Source organism: Chryseobacterium sp. KCF3-3, assembly GCF_045865955.1.
In the GTDB taxonomy this organism is placed as follows: domain Bacteria; phylum Bacteroidota; class Bacteroidia; order Flavobacteriales; family Weeksellaceae; genus Chryseobacterium.
In genome coordinates this window covers 3097541-3113714 of record NZ_AP035792.1, presented here as the reverse complement: position 1 = coordinate 3113714, position 16174 = coordinate 3097541, and the positions used below count along the sequence as shown (strand labels likewise).

General features: G+C 38.4%; 14 protein-coding genes, 5 tRNA genes and 1 riboswitch. Of the genes, 16 read left to right on the top strand and 3 right to left on the bottom strand.

The features are described 5' to 3' along the window. Nucleotides 1–9: 9 nt before the first annotated feature. Nucleotides 10–203, top strand: a riboswitch (cobalamin riboswitch). A 447-nt stretch (nt 204–650) separates the two neighbouring features. From prpB to ACKTTZ_RS14000, 11 genes are all read left to right on the top strand, one after another. Continuing rightward, nucleotides 651–1559, top strand: coding sequence for a methylisocitrate lyase (gene prpB, locus ACKTTZ_RS14050; RefSeq protein WP_034700197.1), 909 nt, complete (start codon nt 651–653; stop codon nt 1557–1559). After that, nucleotides 1546–2700, top strand: coding sequence for a 2-methylcitrate synthase (prpC, locus tag ACKTTZ_RS14045; protein ID WP_407845851.1), 1155 nt, complete (start codon nt 1546–1548; stop codon nt 2698–2700). Before prpB ends, prpC begins: the two co-directional genes overlap by 14 nt. 33 nt (nt 2701–2733) lie before the next feature. Beyond that, nucleotides 2734–4185, top strand: coding sequence for a bifunctional 2-methylcitrate dehydratase/aconitate hydratase (locus ACKTTZ_RS14040; RefSeq protein ID WP_407845850.1), 1452 nt, complete (start codon nt 2734–2736; stop codon nt 4183–4185). A 65-nt stretch (nt 4186–4250) separates the two neighbouring features. Continuing rightward, complete coding sequence (locus ACKTTZ_RS14035; RefSeq protein WP_034700191.1) at nt 4251–5747, top strand: CoA-acylating methylmalonate-semialdehyde dehydrogenase; 1497 nt, start codon at nt 4251–4253, stop codon at nt 5745–5747. Between the two features lie 7 nt (nt 5748–5754). Further along, complete coding sequence (locus ACKTTZ_RS14030; RefSeq protein WP_407845849.1) at nt 5755–6915, top strand: acyl-CoA dehydrogenase family protein; 1161 nt, start codon at nt 5755–5757, stop codon at nt 6913–6915. 15 nt (nt 6916–6930) lie between these two features. Further along, nucleotides 6931–8040 (top strand): enoyl-CoA hydratase/isomerase family protein, encoded by a 1110-nt coding sequence (locus tag ACKTTZ_RS14025; protein WP_407845848.1) that lies wholly within the window; start codon nt 6931–6933, stop codon nt 8038–8040. 2 nt (nt 8041–8042) lie between these two features. Next, nucleotides 8043–8927 (top strand): 3-hydroxyisobutyrate dehydrogenase, encoded by an 885-nt coding sequence (gene mmsB / locus ACKTTZ_RS14020; protein WP_407845847.1) that lies wholly within the window; start codon nt 8043–8045, stop codon nt 8925–8927. A gap of 2 nt (nt 8928–8929) precedes the next feature. Then, on the top strand, nt 8930–9712 hold the full coding sequence (locus ACKTTZ_RS14015; protein WP_034700185.1) for an enoyl-CoA hydratase/isomerase family protein: 783 nt from the start codon (nt 8930–8932) through the stop codon (nt 9710–9712). 8 nt (nt 9713–9720) lie between these two features. Further along, a complete protein-coding gene (locus ACKTTZ_RS14010) occupies nt 9721–10368 on the top strand; it encodes an epoxyqueuosine reductase QueH (RefSeq protein ID WP_407845846.1) in 648 nt (215 codons plus the stop codon). Next, nucleotides 10355–11293: a hypothetical protein gene (locus tag ACKTTZ_RS14005; protein WP_407845845.1), complete on the top strand. Its 939-nt coding sequence runs from the start codon at nt 10355–10357 to the stop codon at nt 11291–11293. The genes ACKTTZ_RS14010 and ACKTTZ_RS14005 overlap by 14 nt, the downstream gene beginning before the upstream one ends. A gap of 107 nt (nt 11294–11400) precedes the next feature. Continuing rightward, a complete protein-coding gene (locus ACKTTZ_RS14000) occupies nt 11401–12225 on the top strand; it encodes a 5'-nucleotidase, lipoprotein e(P4) family (RefSeq protein WP_034700179.1) in 825 nt (274 codons plus the stop codon). 151 nt (nt 12226–12376) lie between these two features. Here the strand turns inward: ACKTTZ_RS14000 and ACKTTZ_RS13995 are convergent, their stop codons facing one another. The 3 genes from ACKTTZ_RS13995 to ACKTTZ_RS13985 all read right to left on the bottom strand — a co-directional run bounded on the left by ACKTTZ_RS13995 (nt 12377) and on the right by ACKTTZ_RS13985 (nt 13673). Beyond that, nucleotides 12377–12901, bottom strand: a complete 525-nt coding sequence (locus ACKTTZ_RS13995; RefSeq protein ID WP_407845844.1) for a thermonuclease family protein — start codon at nt 12899–12901, stop codon at nt 12377–12379. Nucleotides 12902–13354: 453 nt separating this feature from the next. After that, a complete protein-coding gene (locus tag ACKTTZ_RS13990; RefSeq protein WP_407845843.1) occupies nt 13355–13555 on the bottom strand; it encodes a hypothetical protein in 201 nt (66 codons plus the stop codon). Further along, complete coding sequence (locus ACKTTZ_RS13985) at nt 13545–13673, bottom strand: hypothetical protein (protein ID WP_407845842.1); 129 nt, start codon at nt 13671–13673, stop codon at nt 13545–13547. The genes ACKTTZ_RS13990 and ACKTTZ_RS13985 overlap by 11 nt, the downstream gene beginning before the upstream one ends. Nucleotides 13674–14175: 502 nt before the next feature. On the opposite strand from ACKTTZ_RS13985, the gene ACKTTZ_RS13980 reads away from it, so the two are divergent. From ACKTTZ_RS13980 to ACKTTZ_RS13960, 5 genes are all read left to right on the top strand, one after another. Next, nucleotides 14176–14250, top strand: a tRNA-Pro gene (locus tag ACKTTZ_RS13980). A gap of 12 nt (nt 14251–14262) precedes the next feature. Further along, nucleotides 14263–14336: transfer RNA gene (locus tag ACKTTZ_RS13975), tRNA-Arg, on the top strand. Nucleotides 14337–15067: 731 nt separating this feature from the next. Beyond that, a tRNA-Ser gene (locus ACKTTZ_RS13970) sits at nt 15068–15129 on the top strand. A 248-nt stretch (nt 15130–15377) separates the two neighbouring features. Further along, nucleotides 15378–15452, top strand: a tRNA-Pro gene (locus tag ACKTTZ_RS13965). Nucleotides 15453–15465: 13 nt separating this feature from the next. Further along, nucleotides 15466–15539, top strand: a tRNA-Arg gene (locus ACKTTZ_RS13960). Nucleotides 15540–16174: the final 635 nt, after the last annotated feature.

Below are 16174 nucleotides of genomic sequence, written 5' to 3'. Positions count from 1 at the left end.
TTAAAACCTTCTTTATCAACCGAAACTGGTTACACTTAGCTGTGTATTAAAAGGGAATCGTGTGTAAATCACGAACTGTCGCGCAACTGTAAGTAACAAACAAAAAGTTTTTATCAATTGATATCCACTGTATATTTTTCATATGGGAAGGATGATAAAAACCGTTACAAGTCAGGAGACCTGCCTATTTCGTATTGACGATGCTTTCGCGATTTGAAGCTTACAGTCAGGTATGATACGATATGGATATAGTGTGATAAAAACAGTTTTATCAACCTATGTTATTTTTTTGAGATGGATATGAGTGTACATTGGGTACTTCTCATGATTCTGTGGCTCATTCGTATCCCCTTTCCGTAATTTTTCTTTCTTCATAAAGCACCGCGAAGTTTACTGAGGACTTTTTATAGGATTTAATCAATGTAAAAAGTAATGGTGTACCAAAGCAATCTTAATTATTCGTGGAGTCGTAACAGGTTTATTTTACAGACCTGCTCAGGAAGATTTTATCAAAATTCTCATCAGCTGCAGGATAGTAAGATTTCTCAAATTGTCACCCATCTTTTCTTTTTTTACTCAAAAGCTATGTCTTTACAGATTCCCGGCTTCTTCACTGATAAACAAATTTCAACTCAACAATACATATTAAAATGATCAAAAATGAAAACTGGAAATCCCCCGGCCTGAAATTCCGGGAGGCAATGGAAAAAGAAAATCCCCTTCAGATTGTGGGAGCCATCAATGCCAATCATGCATTATTGGCACAGCAGGCTGGTTTTAATGCAATCTATCTTTCAGGAGGAGGTGTTGCTGCAGGATCTTTAGGAATTCCTGATTTAGGGATTACCACTCTGGATGATGTACTCATAGATGTTCAGCGTATTACTAATATTTGTGATTTACCCCTTTTGGTGGATATTGATACAGGATTTGGACCTTCTGCCTTTAATGTTGCCCGAACTATTAAATCATTAATCAAAGCTGGTGCAGCAGCCATTCACATTGAGGATCAGGTGGGTGCAAAACGTTGCGGACACCGTCCTGGAAAAGAAATCGTAAGCAAAGAGGAAATGGTAGACCGACTTAAAGCGGCTGCAGATGCCCGTACCGATGAAAATTTTGTGATTGGAGCCAGAACAGACGCTTTTGCAAATGAAGGTCTTGAAAAAACATTAGAAAGAGCCATCGCCTACAAGGAAGCTGGTGCAGATTTCATTTTTGCCGAAGCAGTACCCGATTTAAGTTTTTATCAAAAATTTGTTGATGCTGCCGGAATCCCCGTATTAGCCAACATTACTGAGTTTGGGATGATCAAAATGTACACCGTTGAAGAACTGAAAAACGCAGGTGTAGGGCTTATCCTCTACCCTCTTTCCGCATTCAGGGCAGCCAATAAAGCAGCACAGAATGTCTACCAGCATATCCGTCAGGATGGAACACAAGCTAACGTACTGGATACGATGCAGACCAGAGAAGAACTCTATCAAAGCATCGGCTACTATGATTATGAACAAAAATTAGATAACCTTTTTAAACAAAATACTCATGTCAACGAATAGCGAACCAACATTTAAACCTAAAAAAAGTGTAGCTCTTTCAGGGGTAACAGCAGGCAATACTGCTCTTTGCAGTGTAGGAAAAAGTGGAAATGACCTTCATTACAGAGGTTATGATATTTTGGATCTTGCAGAAAGAGCACAATTTGAGGAAGTAGCCTATCTTCTGATTTATGGCCAGCTGCCTACTGAAGCTCAACTCAAAAACTATAAAGCAAAATTAAAATCACTGAGAGGACTTCCCCACTCTGTAAGAAATATCTTAAAAAGTATTCCGGCAGCCGCACATCCAATGGACGTTATGCGTTCAATGGTTTCAGCAATCGGAAGTATTCAGCCTGAAAAAGATGACCACAATGTTGCGGGAGCAAGAGATATTGCCGACAAACTACTGGCTTCCTTCAGTTCAGGACTTTTATATTGGTATCACTATACACACAATGGCAAAGAGATCAATGTAGAAACGGACGATGATACTATTGGCGGACATTTCCTTCATTTGCTGCATGGTAAAAAAGCACCGGATTCGTGGGTGAAAGCAATGGAAATATCTCTTAATCTGTATGCTGAACATGAGTTTAATGCATCTACGTTCACTGCCCGAGTTATTGCCGGAACCTCATCGGACTTTTATTCTTGTATCACAGGAGCTATTGGTGCTTTGAGAGGTCCAAAACATGGAGGAGCCAATGAAGTAGCTTTCGAAATCCAAAGCCGCTACAATTCTCCTGATGAAGCAGAAGAAGACATCAGAAAACGTATTGCTGACAAAGAAGTAATCATCGGATTCGGACATCCTGTTTATACCATATCGGACCCAAGAAACGTAGTGATAAAAAAAGTAGCCAAAGAACTTTCCGAAGAAGCCGGAGACATGCTGCTGTATAATATTGCTGAAAGACTGGAAACTGTGATGTGGGGAGAAAAGAAAATGTTCCCGAATCTGGACTGGTTCTCTGCGGTATCTTATCACCTGATGGGAGTTCCCACATTGATGTTCACTCCGTTATTCGTTATCTCCAGAGTCACAGGATGGAGTGCACACATTATCGAACAAAGACAGGATGGAAAAATTATCCGCCCAAGTGCCAATTATACAGGCCCTGAAAATAAAGACTTTGTCAACATCGAAAACAGAAAATAAAAAATCAATTCATAATTAAACTAAAAAATAAAGATGTCATCACACATTTCAAACGAAAGACCACAGCCGGATCAGGTATTAACAGATATTGCAGATTATGTATTACGCTATGAAATCAAAAACGATTTAGCCTGGAAAACAGCACACTACTGTTTATTAGACACGATCGGATGCGGATTGGAAGCACTGACTTATCCTGCATGTACCAAACTTTTAGGACCTATCGTAAAAGGTACTGTTGTTCCGAATGGAGCTAAAGTTCCTGGTACACAGTTTCAGCTGGATCCGGTACAGGCTGCTTTCAACATTGGAGCAATTATCCGATGGCTTGATTTCAATGATACCTGGCTAGCTGCTGAATGGGGACACCCTTCAGATAACCTGGGAGGAATTTTAGCAACCGCTGACTGGCTTTCAAGAACGAATATCGCAGAAGGAAAAGCTCCGCTGAAAATGAAACAGGTTCTGGAAGCAATGATTATGGCTCACGAAATACAAGGCGTAATTGCGTTAGAAAATTCATTCAACAAAGTAGGTTTAGACCATGTTTTATTGGTGAAACTAGCCTCTACAGCCGTTGTAGGAAAACTAATCGGTTTGACGCGTGATGAATTAATCAATGCCGTTTCTCTAGCATTTGTTGATGGACAGTCTTTAAGAACATACCGTCACGCTCCCAATACAGGAAGCCGCAAATCATGGGCTGCAGGAGATGCCACTTCAAGAGCTGTACGTCTGGCATTAATTGCCCAGACAGGCGAAATGGGTTATCCATCTGTATTAACTGCAAAAACATGGGGATTCTATGATGTATCTTTCAAAGGAAATGAATTCAAATTCCAGAGAGATTATGGTTCTTATGTGATGGAAAATGTTTTGTTTAAAATTTCATTCCCTGCAGAATTCCACTCTCAGACAGCTGTAGAAGCAGCTATGACTTTACATCATCAATTAAAACAATCAGGAAAATCTGCTGAAGACATCAAGAAAATAACCATCCGTACCCACGAAGCCTGCATTCGTATCATTGATAAAAAAGGTCCATTGAACAATCCTGCTGACCGTGATCACGCTATTCAGTACATGGTAGCAGTTCCACTGATCTTCGGAAGGCTTACTGCTGCAGACTATGAAGATAACATAGCATCAGATCCAAGAATCGACATCCTTCGTGATAAAATTGAATGTGTGGAAGATGTACAGTTCACCACAGATTATCATGATCCTGAAAAACGTTCGATTGCCAATGCTTTAACGGTAGAATTAAAGGACGGAACCGTGCTGGAAGAAATCGTTGTAGAATATCCAATCGGTCACAAACGCAGAAGAGAAGAAGGAATTCCTGAACTGATCAAGAAATACAAAGTAAATCTTGCCAGAATATTCCCGGAAAAACAACAGAGAATTGTATTGGAAAACTCTTTAGAATACGATACGCTTGTTGATCTGGATGTCAACGAGTTTGTTGATCTGCTGGTAATATAATCTAATAAGAAGTTGAGAGTGAAAATAAAAATTCACTCTCAGCTTTTCACCTCAATCTAAAAATCATGTCACAAAAAGTAACAATATTAATCAACGGAGATTTTATAGAAAGTAAAGCGGTACAGCATCTTCCTGTAGAAAATCCTGCTACCCAGGAAATTCTTGCAGAAGTCCCTTTAACGGAATTATCTGAAATAGATCAGGCGATAGAAGCAGCTAAAGAAGCCTTCAAAACATGGAAAGAAGTAGCTACTCCGGAAAGAGCCAGATTCTTTCTAAAATACCAGCAGCTTTTAAAAGAAAATCAAAAAGAAATTGCCGAAATCCTTTCCAAAGAAAATGGAAAAACATTCCCTGATGCCATGGGAGATGTATGGCGCGGCATTGAAGTGGTAGAGCATGCCTGCAACATTCCAACGCTCATGATGGGAGAAACGGTAGAAAATGTAGCGAGAGGTGTTGATACCTATAGCTATATTCAGCCTCTTGGAGTCTGTGCAGGAATTACCCCTTTCAACTTTCCCGCAATGATTCCTTTATGGATGTTCCCTATGGCCATTGCCTGTGGAAACACCTTTATTTTAAAACCTTCAGAACAAACCCCGATGACCTCTATGAAAATGGCTGAGCTATTTTTAGAAGCAGGTTTTCCTAAAGGAGTTCTGAATATTGTTCACGGATCCAAAGATCAGGTTAATCACATTCTGAACCATCCGGAAATCAAAGCCATTTCATTTGTAGGCTCAGTTCCCGTTGCGGAACATGTTTACCGCACAGGAACTGATAATCTGAAAAGAGTTCAGGCTTTTGGAGGAGCAAAAAATCATATGGTAGTCATGCCGGATGCCAATAAAGAACAGGTCATCAACAATCTTGTAGGAGCTTCCTGCGGAGCGGCCGGACAGCGTTGTATGGCAATCAGTGTAGCTGTTTTGGTGGGTGAAGCTCAAAATTGGGTGGATGATATCAAAAAAGCTTTAAGCACGATTAAACCCGGAGTATGGTCTGATGATTCAGCAGCTTTTGGTCCTTTAATCAACAAACAATCAAAAGACAAGGTTGTAAGATTGATTAAAAGTGCTTATGATCAGGGAGCTGAGGTATTGCTGGATGGCAGCAACTGTACAGTAGAAGGCTATGAAAACGGACACTTTGTAGGTGCTACTTTATTCAATAACGTATCTACGGATATGGATATTTACAAAGAAGAAATTTTCGGGCCTGCTTTATTATTATTAAAAGCGGAAACACTTGATGAAGCTATTAAAATCATCAATGCTAATCCTTATGGAAACGGAACTTCCATCTTTACCAATTCAGGGGCAGCAGCCAGAAAATTCCAGCACGAAATTGAAGTGGGACAAATTGGGGTAAATCTTCCGATTCCTGTTCCATTACCGTTTTTCTCTTTTACAGGATGGAGAAAATCATTCTTTGGCGACCTGCATTCTTACGGAAAACAAGGAGTTCGTTTTTATACAGAAACCAAAACGATTACAGCCCGTTGGTTTGAAGAAGATATTCCTGCAGGCGACCTGAATATGACCATCAGTTTAAAATAAGTTTTCTATGGAATTCAACCTAAATCAAGATCAGCTGGCGTTTCAGGATGCCGCAAGAAGGTTTGCCGATAAAGAGCTGGCACCTTATGCTTCGGAATGGGATGCTCAGAAGGTATTTCCGAGAGAAGCTATTATGAAGGCCGGAGAACTGGGGTTTTGCGGTGTTTATACCAGCGAAGATGCCGGAGGTCTGGGATTATCACGGCTGGACGCTGCCATTATATTTGAAGAACTGGCAGCAGCCTGTCCTTCCACTACCGCCTATATTACCATACACAATATGGTTTCATGGATGATTGATGAATTTGGGAGTGAAGAGATCAGAAAACAACTATGTCCGGATTTGTCATCAGGCACATTATTAGGTTCTTATTGTCTTACAGAGCCGGGTTCCGGTTCAGATGCTGCAGCCCTAAAAACTACGGCAGTAAAAAAGGGCAGCAAATTCATCATTAACGGAACGAAAGCATTCATCTCCGGAGCAGGCGAAAGTGATATACTTATTGTAATGGCCCGTACGGGAGACTCTGGTCCTAAAGGAATCAGTGCATTTGTAGTACCCGCTAATTCTGAAGGGATCAGCTTTGGCGAAAAAGAAAAAAAATTAGGTTGGAATACCCAGCCGACACGCTTCGTCTTCTTTGATCATGTGGAAGTAGATGAGAAATACCTTTTAGGTGAATTGGGGCAAGGATTTAAAATAGCATTGAAAGGCCTGGATGGCGGCCGCATCAACATCGGAACATGTTCTGTAGGAGCTGCACAGGGAGCTATTAACCAAGCCCGAAAATATATGCATGAAAGGCTTCAGTTTGGAAAATCACTGGCTCAGTTTCAATCACTGCAGTTTAAAATTGCTGATATGGCAACAGAATTGGTGGCAGCCCGTCAGATGGTCCTTTTGGCAGCTTTCAAATTAGATTCTAAAGACACGAATGCTACTACTTACTGTGCTATGGCAAAACGTCTGGCAACCGATATGTGTTTTAACATCTGCAACGAAGCATTACAAATACTGGGCGGATATGGATGCACACAGGACTTTCCTGTGGAACGTCTTATGCGGGATGCCAGAGTGCATCAGGTGGTAGAAGGAACCAACGAAATTATGAAACTGGTGATTTCAAGAAAGATTTTAGAAGAAGGAGCCATGATACAAATCCGTTAATTCAAAAGATTAAAAATGAGTTTAGTACTAACAGAAATAAAAAATAAAGTCGGGATCATCACCCTGAATTCCGAAAAAACGCTCAATTCGCTTTCATTAGAAATGATTGAAGAATTGAAAGCTGTTTTGGAAAAATGGAAAACATCTGATGAAGTATTCTGTATGTTTATTCAGGGAGCCGGTGAAAAAGCTCTTTGTGCCGGAGGAGATGTAAGAAAACTGCACGATGCTATTATCGAACAGCAAAGTGTTGACGGAACAAAAGTACCTCAGCCGTGTTTCGATTTCTTTTTCAAGGAATATCAGGTAGATTATGCTATTCATACTTATCCGAAGCCCATTATTGTCTGGGGACACGGAATTGTGATGGGTGGCGGAATCGGTGTTATGGTAGGAGCTTCCCACCGTATTGTGACCGAAAGAAGTAAGCTGGCAATGCCTGAAATTACCATCGGTTTATATCCGGATGTTGGCGGCACATGGTTTTTAAACAAAATGCCTTCCGCTTATGGAATTTATCTAGGATTAACAGGGGCAAGATTAGATGGAGCCGACTGTAAATTCTTAGGATTGGCAGACTATTACGTCTCTTCCAGTTCAAAAGAAACACTATTGAATGCGCTGAATCAGGTTCAATGGAATGGAAATAACCACCAAACCGTTTCCGCAATTCTGGAAAACATTTCCAAAGAAACAGATACTCCCGAGTCACAGGCGCAGAGCCATCATTCATTCATCAAACAATTTGAAGGAATAGGTTCTTTAGAAGAGTTCAAAGAAATTTTACTGCAATATCCTGATAAATATGAATGGATCAATACAGGAATCAAAAGCTTTGAGGCAGGCTCTCCAAGTTCAGCACACATCATCTTCAGACAATTAAAAGAAGGTAAAAATTTAAGTTTGGAAGAAGTCTTTCAATCCGAATTAAACTTATCGTGCCAATGCTGCATCCATCCGGATTTTGCAGAAGGCGTAAGAGCATTGCTTGTAGATAAAGACCAGTCTCCAAAGTGGCAGCCTGTAACATTAAATGATATAACCAAAGAATGGGTAGACAGCTATTTTACTCCGCTTTGGTCTCGTGAGGAACATCCATTAAAAAACTTAGGAAAAAAAGATTAAATATGTCAAATATAGCATTCATAGGATTAGGAAATATGGGTGGCCCAATGGCCATCAACCTTGTACAAAAAGGTCATAACGTTACCGGATTTGATCTTTCCCCATCAGCTTTGGAAATACTGGTTTCAGCAGGTGGGCAGATATCTGACTCTGCTCTAGCTGCTGCGAAAGACGCAGATTTCATTATTTCCATGCTTCCGTCTGGTAAACACGTTGCGGAACTCTATTCTGATGAGTTTATCAGCCAGCTGAAACCTGATACATTGATCATCGACAGCAGTACTATTGATGCAGTGACCGCACGTTCTGTTGCTCAATTAGCAGATTCAAAGGGATGTAAAATGATCGATGCACCCGTTTCCGGTGGTACTGCAGGAGCACAGGCAGGAACATTAACCTTTATTGTTGGCGGTAAAACCAAAGATTACGAAAAGGCAAGACCGATACTCAAATGTATGGGACAGAATATTTTCCATGCCGGAGATTCAGGAGCAGGACAGGTAGCAAAAATCTGTAATAATATGCTGCTTGCGATACATATGATCGGAACTTCAGAAGCCATCAATTTAGGAGTACGCCACGGATTAGAACCTAAAATATTAAGTGAAATCATGCAGAAAAGTTCCGGTAGAAACTGGTCGCTGGAAGTCTATAATCCATATCCCGGAGTGATGGAAAATGCACCTTCATCAAGAGAATATTCGGGAGGTTTTGCAGTAGATTTAATGACAAAAGACCTGGGACTGGCAGCAGAAGCAGGTCTGGAAACCAGAACCTCTACTCCATTGGGAAATGCTGCTTTAAACCTTTACAGAATCTGGAGTGAAGCCGGAAATGGTACGAGCGATTTTTCAAGCATTATTCAATTCTTAAACAAACATCAGTAATCATGAATTTTGAAACACTATTATACCAGCAGGAAGGATATATCGGAACCTTAACCATTAACCGCCCACAGGCTTTAAATGCTTTGAATGAAACCGTTTTAAAGGAACTGAAAGCATTTGCAGATCAAATCCAATCCAATAAAGACATTCGTGTTTTAATCATTACCGGATCCGGAGAAAAAGCTTTTGTTGCAGGTGCTGACATCAAAGCAATGCAGGGTATGTCCCCAAAGGAAGCAACCGATTTTTCTGTTATGGCTCAGACTGCTTTCAACTCTATTGAAGCATTACCATTAGCCGTGATAGCAGCAGTAAGCGGTTTCGCACTGGGTGGCGGGTGTGAACTGGCTCTATCCTGTGACATCATTCTGGCCAGTGAAAAAGCAAAATTTGGATTACCGGAAGTAACCCTTGGATTATTACCTTGTTTTGGTGGAACACAACGTTTACCGAGAGCTATCGGACTATACAAAGCCCGGGAAATGGTATTCTCCGGTGAATTTTACTCAGCAGAAACCTGTAAAGAATTGGGATTTGTAAACCGTGTGATTGCCCCTGAAGAATTATTGAATGAAGCCCAAAAATTAGCTGCAACAATAGCCTCAAGAGGACCTGTAGCTGTAGCAAAAGCGAAACAATCATTGAACACAGGTGTCGAATTACACATTACAGATGGTTTGCAACAGGAGGCAGTTTTATTCGGAGAACTGTTTGATACGAAAGATCACAGTGAAGGTATTGGAGCATTTATAGAAAAAAGAAATCCGGATTTTAAAGGAGAATAAAAGAGAAAATGAATTTTGAAAGAGAGAAATTAGTATTACCGGAAGGTGGTAAAAAGCTGTTGCTGCATTCCTGCTGTGCTCCCTGCTCGGGAGAAGTAATGGAAGCGATAATTGCTTCGGGTATTGACTTTACTATTTTTTTCCATAATCCCAATATTCATCCAAAGAAAGAATATGATTTAAGGAAAGAAGAAAATATCCGTTTTGCAGAAAAGCATAGTATTCCTTTTGTGGATGCTGATTATGATGTTGACGATTGGTTTGCCAGAGCAAAAGGCATGGAATGGGAGCCTGAAAGAGGAATCCGATGCACCATGTGTTTTGATATGCGTTTTGAGCGAACAGCCTTATATGCTTATGAAAATGGATTCGACATTATTTCCAGTTCATTGGGAATTTCCCGATGGAAAAACATGGAACAGATTAACGATTGTGGTGTAAGGGCCGCCAGCCATTATGAAGGAATACAATACTGGACTTACAACTGGAGAAAAAAAGGAGGTTCAAAACGAATGCTGGAAATCAGTAAAAAAGAAGAGTTCTATATGCAGGAATATTGTGGATGTGCTTATTCTTTAAGAGATACCAACAAATGGAGAGTAGAAAATGGAAGAGAGAAAATAAAATTGGGCGAAAAATATTATGGAAAAGAATGAAAACACTTTGCTTTGTGAACCTGAATTAAAACTAGAACAAAAATTAAGATCGTTTCATCAGCATGTATACCCGATCAGTATTGGCAATAATCCGGAAGAGCTAAAATATTTCAGCTCATTAATTTCCAATGAAATACAGGAAATAACAAAAGTATCAGATACCAGTCATCAAGACTGTTCAGATCATCAAAGCGCATCTTTTAATCCATTACAATTCGTTGTTCACTATTTTCAAAATGGAGAAATAGATAACGCCTGCTGGCTGCTGTTTTTATACTCTTATATCGGAAAACATCCGAAGCATGAATGGAATCTGCTTAGAAATATCTATTTCAACACCGAAAGCAATGATCTTTGGAGCTGGGAAAAGATCTCTCATAATTTTGAAGTCTTTCAGAAATGGTTTTTAGAAAAAATATCCATTATACAGGAAAAGGCAGGCTTAGGAGAATATCATAGATATTCTGAATTGAATCATTCCAAAGCTCTTATCATATGCCGCGATCTTCATGAATATATACACTGGATAAAAGAGTCTGGAAACCATCATATTTTCTTCCAACAAACAGATAGTCTTCCTTCTGACAAATTCCAGAAACTGTATCAGTCTATGGATGCTAAAACCAGTTTCAACAAACTTATTAAGTTCAGGTACTTAAGTCTGCTTGGTATTCTTAATATATTTCCTATTCAGCCAGATCGGCCCTATCTGAATGATTTTATTTTGTCCAGAAGAGGAGCTCAGCATCTTTTTGAAAGTAAAAACCGCAAAAAAATTTCCGTTGAAAAACTGAATACCCTTCTCTTTTTATTAAATAATCATCTGGAGCTCAACCATGGCATAGAAATATTACAAACAGCTTTGTCAAAATGGGGAAAAGAAAGATTTAAAGTCGAAAGACAAAATTTTAAAAGATATATTTGATTTGTAGGAGGCTGGTCTATTCTTATTGCCGGCCTCCTTTTTTACTTCCATAAAATAATTGTCATCCAATCAAATTGTCATAATTTTGTTCTTCCTATTCAAATTCTATGAAAAATTTTAATCTCATTATCGCCAGTTGCTTCTTTGTCTCGGTTATATCGTGTACAACAACGGCACCAGTTTCAAAGACTTCTACAGACAATACACCTTATCAAAACCTTGGACGTGACGGAAAGATATACGCAGCTTTTTATCAGCAAAGAGCAGCAGAATATGAAGCATTATGTCTTCAGGCCTACAATATTGCCACGCTTCGTCTGGATGAAGCTTTATCGCAGAAATCTGACAAACCTTTAGCCATTGTTTCTGATATTGATGAGACCTTTTTAGATAATTCTTATTACGCTGTTGAGCGTTCAAAAATGGGAAAGAATTATGATCAGAAAACATGGGAAGAATGGACTGCGAAAGGCATTGCCACTCCGCTTACAGGTTCTCAGAAATTCTATCAGTATGCTGCCAGTAAAGGAATTCAGGTATTTTATGTGACCAACCGTGTGGAGCAGGAACGTGAAGGGACTTTAAAGAATTTAAAAAAATACAATTTCCCGATTCAAAGCGATGCCAACCTTATCCTGAGATCCAAAGAAAGTAGTAAGGAAACCCGCAGAAAAGATATTGCTAAAAATTATAATATTGTGTTGCTGCTAGGTGACAATCTCGCTGATTTTTCAGATATATTTGATAAAAAATCGGAAACAGAGCGTTCTTCAGCAGTGAAAAACTCCGCTAATGATTTTGGTAAAAAATTCATAATTATACCTAACGTTGGCTATGGAGACTGGGAATCATCATTTTATCAATACAAATACGATTACACAGATCAGCAGAAAAACTCAATGATGTACGATGCTGTGAAATCTAATCCTTAAACAAAATCTAAACTGTAGATACAAGATCGAAAAACCTCACAATATTGTTGTGAGGTTTTTTATATGTTTTCATAAAGAAGAAAGACAAAAAGATGAAAGTTGTTTGAAGACTAATCAATTGATTGTTTTCTCCAAGCTTCTGTCAAAATATTTATGCGACTCCTTTTATTTTAATTCCGTTCTTAGCCGCTTCGATTTTCTTATTATTTCTAAGCTCACGTTTCATTTTGCGGTAGTCCCAGGGAGCGAGAGCGTTACTATCCTGCCAAAGTCCCACTTTTTTAAGCTTTGCAGTTTCCTGAATTTTGCCCAGAGAAGTATCTTTTGAGTAGGAAAAATACCACCATCCCAATCCTGCTTTGATAAGCTCTTTAGAAAGGTATTTTCCATCATCATAATACACTTTCGCAATAGATCTTCCATAACGGTCCGTAGTCGTTTCAACAAAGCTTACCGTTTTCCCGAATACCTGCGCAGAAGTAAACTGCTTTGCATTTTTACCGAACGCCTGTCCACTTTCCGGACAATCGACTTCGGCTAATCTGATCTTTTTTTGTTGATTGCCTTTTAACAGTAAAGTAATGGTATCTCCGTCTGAAATTTTGATCACTTTTCCGGTAGTCTGTGAGAATAGAAATACAGGGAAAAGTACGTACAGCAGCATTAATCGTTTCATGGAGCAAATATAGGAATTAGTGGGGCTTGTTTAATGAAAAAACCTCGCATTTTGCAAGGTTTTTATAATATTGAATTGAGTTATTTGATTTTTTTTGCCTCAAAGTCGGGAGACTTTGCGGAGCTGAGGAAATAAAAGCAATTCAGGAACTCGACAACGATACTAAAAATCATATTTTTGCCACAATAGACGCTTTTATTAAGGCATCTAAACTTAAAAATATTGCTACATTATAATACAAAAACCTCAAAGTCGGGAGACTTTGCGGAGCTATGGAAATAAAAGCAATTCAGGAACTCGACAACGATACTAAAAATCATATTTTTGCCACAATAGACGCTTTTATTAAGGCATCTAAACTTAAAAATATTGCTACATTATAATACAAAAACCTCAAAGTCGGGAGACTTTGCGGAGCGGGAGACTTTGCGGAGCGAGTGTATATCAAACACATTATCCTACAATTTCAATACCAAGCAAAATACCATCTTCATTAAAATCTAAACATACAGTAACTCCTTTGTAATCAATAATATCTGATAAATCAATAGTTTTCTTTACTTTTTTCTTCTCCTCATGTAATTCATTCGGTAAATATACATATCCTACAGACTCATCATCTTCGCTTATTTTAACAATTATTTTATTTTGCATTTAAAACTGTTTTTAATTTAACTGTTCCATTTTTTCCTACTTGATATGCCGCTTTTCCATTATTTCCAATTGGTACTAAAACTCTATCAGCATAGCTTGGATCTTTAATTGATCCCACTTGGAAAATCTTTATTCTTAGTTATCCAATCTGAAGTTTCTTTTAAAGCAAATCATATTTTTGCCACAATAGACGCTTTTATTAAGGCATCTAAACTTAAAAATATTGCTACATTATAATACAAAAACCTCAAAGTCGGGAGACTTTGCGCAGCGGGATAAACTCAGTGATGTATTTGCAATAGCGTGATTAACAAATTCCTGATTCTTACAGCAAGAATACATCATCAAAAAACAGAAGAACAGAAGAAAACGAGTTTCTGTTTTCAAGGCTATTTTTTTATATTTTGGGATAAGAATGTTTAATGTGAACAAAAAAAAAGAAAATTCTTTCATCATTTTTAAGCGGGCTAAATCAATGGTTATTAACAGGGTAAAGTTAATAAAAAAGGGTGCATAAAAAATTAATTAAAAATTATACCTCATTTTCTTTTTTTATTCCAAAAAGAATTGCAACTTTGCAGCCCTAAAAACGATGTAAAATTCGTTATTGATGACCCCTTCGGGGCGTAGCGTAGTCCGGTCATCGCGCCTGGTTTGGGACCAGGAGGTCGCAGGTTCGAATCCTGCCGCCCCGACTTATAAATTTAGGGTGCGTAGCTCAGCTGGATAGAGCATCTGCCTTCTAAGCAGACGGTCAAAGGTTCGAATCCTTTCGCGCTCACTGAAAGACTTACTGGAAACAGTGAGTCTTTTTTGTTTTTTTATTTACTCTCAAATAATCAGTGATTAATCAAATTGGATAGAGCATCCCGATTTCAATCGGGACGACAAAAGTTCGAATCCTTTTGCGCTCACTTAAAGACTTACTATTTTTAGCAAGTCTTTTTTGTTTTTTATTTACCTTCAAACAACCAGTAATTAATCAAATTGCATAGAGCATCCCGATTTCAATCGGGACGACAAAAGTTCGAATCCTTTCGCGCTCACTGAAAGACTTACTGGAAACAGTGAGTCTTTTTTGTTTTTTTATTTACTCTCAAATAATCAGTGATTAATCAAATTGGATAGAGCATCCCGATTTCAATCGGGACGACAAAAGTTCGAATCCTTTTGCGCTCACTTAAAGACTTACTATTTTTAGCAAGTCTTTTTTGTTTTTTATTTACCTTCAAACAACCAGTAATTAATCAAATTGCATAGAGCATCCCGATTTCAATCGGGACGACAAAAGTTCGAATCCTTTCGCGCTCACTGAAAGACTTACTATTTTTAGTAAGTCTTTTTTGTTTTTTATTTACCTTCAAACAACCAGTAATTAATCAAATTGCATAGAGCATCCCGATTTCAATCGGGACGGCAAAGGTTCGAATCCTTTCGCGCTCACTTAAAGACTTACTATTTTTAGTAAGTCTTTTTTGTTTTTATTCCTTACTTAAAAATCATTGATGAAGCAGAATAATAGAGCATCCCGATTTGTAATCGGGACGGCAAAGGTTCGAATCCTTTCGATTTTACAAAAAGGCTCACAATAAAAATTGAAAGGCTCTTTTTATTTTTGCTCAAGTCTGGGTAAAAATTGGTCATTTTAGTGAGTGATAATAAAAACAATATAAGAATATGATTCTTAAACAAGTATAAGTATTCAAAGAGCGTTCACGAAAAAATAATTAAAAATTATTCCTGATTTTATTTTTTTATTCCAAAAAGTATTGTACCTTTGCAACCGCAAAAACGAAGTAAAATTCGTTACTGATGACACCCTCGGGGCGTAGCGTAGTCCGGTCATCGCGCCTGGTTTGGGACCAGGAGGTCGCAGGTTCGAATCCTGCCGCCCCGACTTATAAAATTTAGGGTGCGTAGCTCAGCTGGATAGAGCATCTGCCTTCTAAGCAGACGGTCAAAGGTTCGAATCCTTTCGCGCTCACTTAAAGACTTACTATTTTTAGTAAGTCTTTTTTGTTTTTATTCATTACTTAAAAATCACTGATAAAGCAGAATGGATAGAGCATCCCGATTTCAATCGGGACGGCAAAGGTTCGATTCCTTTCGCGCTCACTTAAAGACTTACTATTTTTAGTAAGTCTTTTTTGTTTTTTATTTACCTTCAAACAACCAGTAATTAATCAAATTGGATAGAGCATCCCGATTTCAATCGGGACGACCAAAGGTTCGAATCCTTTCGCGCTCACTTAAAGACTTACTATTTTTAGTAAGTCTTTTTTGTTTTTATTCCTTATTTAAAAATCATTAATAAAACAGAACGGATAGAGCATCCCGATTTGTAATCGGGACGACAAAAGTTCGAATCCTTTCGCGCTCACTTAAAGACTTACTGGAAACAGTGAGTCTTTTTTGTTTTTATTTACTCTCAAACAATCAGTGATTAATCAAATTGAATAGAGCATCCCGATTTCAATCGGGACGGCAAAGGTTCGATTCCTTTCGCGCTCACTTAAAAACTTACTGGAAACAATAAGTCTTTTTATTATATTCAAGATCTTTGGAACTCATACTCGTAATCACTCATTCTGATATCCTGCTGAAGAAGTTATTATTCTT

Excerpts from the sequence above, each read along its gene's own strand:
- prpB (WP_034700197.1), top strand. The coding sequence starts at position 651 with ATGATCAAAAATGAAAACTGGAAATCCCCCGGCCTGAAATTCCGGGAG.
- prpC (WP_407845851.1), top strand. The coding sequence starts at position 1,546 with ATGTCAACGAATAGCGAACCAACATTTAAACCTAAAAAAAGTGTAGCT.
- ACKTTZ_RS14040 (WP_407845850.1), top strand. The coding sequence starts at position 2,734 with ATGTCATCACACATTTCAAACGAAAGACCACAGCCGGATCAGGTATTA.
- ACKTTZ_RS14035 (WP_034700191.1), top strand. The coding sequence starts at position 4,251 with ATGTCACAAAAAGTAACAATATTAATCAACGGAGATTTTATAGAAAGT.
- ACKTTZ_RS14030 (WP_407845849.1), top strand. The coding sequence starts at position 5,755 with ATGGAATTCAACCTAAATCAAGATCAGCTGGCGTTTCAGGATGCCGCA.
- ACKTTZ_RS14025 (WP_407845848.1), top strand. The coding sequence starts at position 6,931 with ATGAGTTTAGTACTAACAGAAATAAAAAATAAAGTCGGGATCATCACC.
- mmsB (WP_407845847.1), top strand. The coding sequence starts at position 8,043 with ATGTCAAATATAGCATTCATAGGATTAGGAAATATGGGTGGCCCAATG.
- ACKTTZ_RS14015 (WP_034700185.1), top strand. The coding sequence starts at position 8,930 with ATGAATTTTGAAACACTATTATACCAGCAGGAAGGATATATCGGAACC.
- ACKTTZ_RS14010 (WP_407845846.1), top strand. The coding sequence starts at position 9,721 with ATGAATTTTGAAAGAGAGAAATTAGTATTACCGGAAGGTGGTAAAAAG.
- ACKTTZ_RS14005 (WP_407845845.1), top strand. The coding sequence starts at position 10,355 with ATGGAAAAGAATGAAAACACTTTGCTTTGTGAACCTGAATTAAAACTA.
- ACKTTZ_RS14000 (WP_034700179.1), top strand. The coding sequence starts at position 11,401 with ATGAAAAATTTTAATCTCATTATCGCCAGTTGCTTCTTTGTCTCGGTT.
- ACKTTZ_RS13995 (WP_407845844.1), bottom strand. The coding sequence starts at position 12,901 with ATGAAACGATTAATGCTGCTGTACGTACTTTTCCCTGTATTTCTATTC.
- ACKTTZ_RS13990 (WP_407845843.1), bottom strand. The coding sequence starts at position 13,555 with ATGCAAAATAAAATAATTGTTAAAATAAGCGAAGATGATGAGTCTGTA.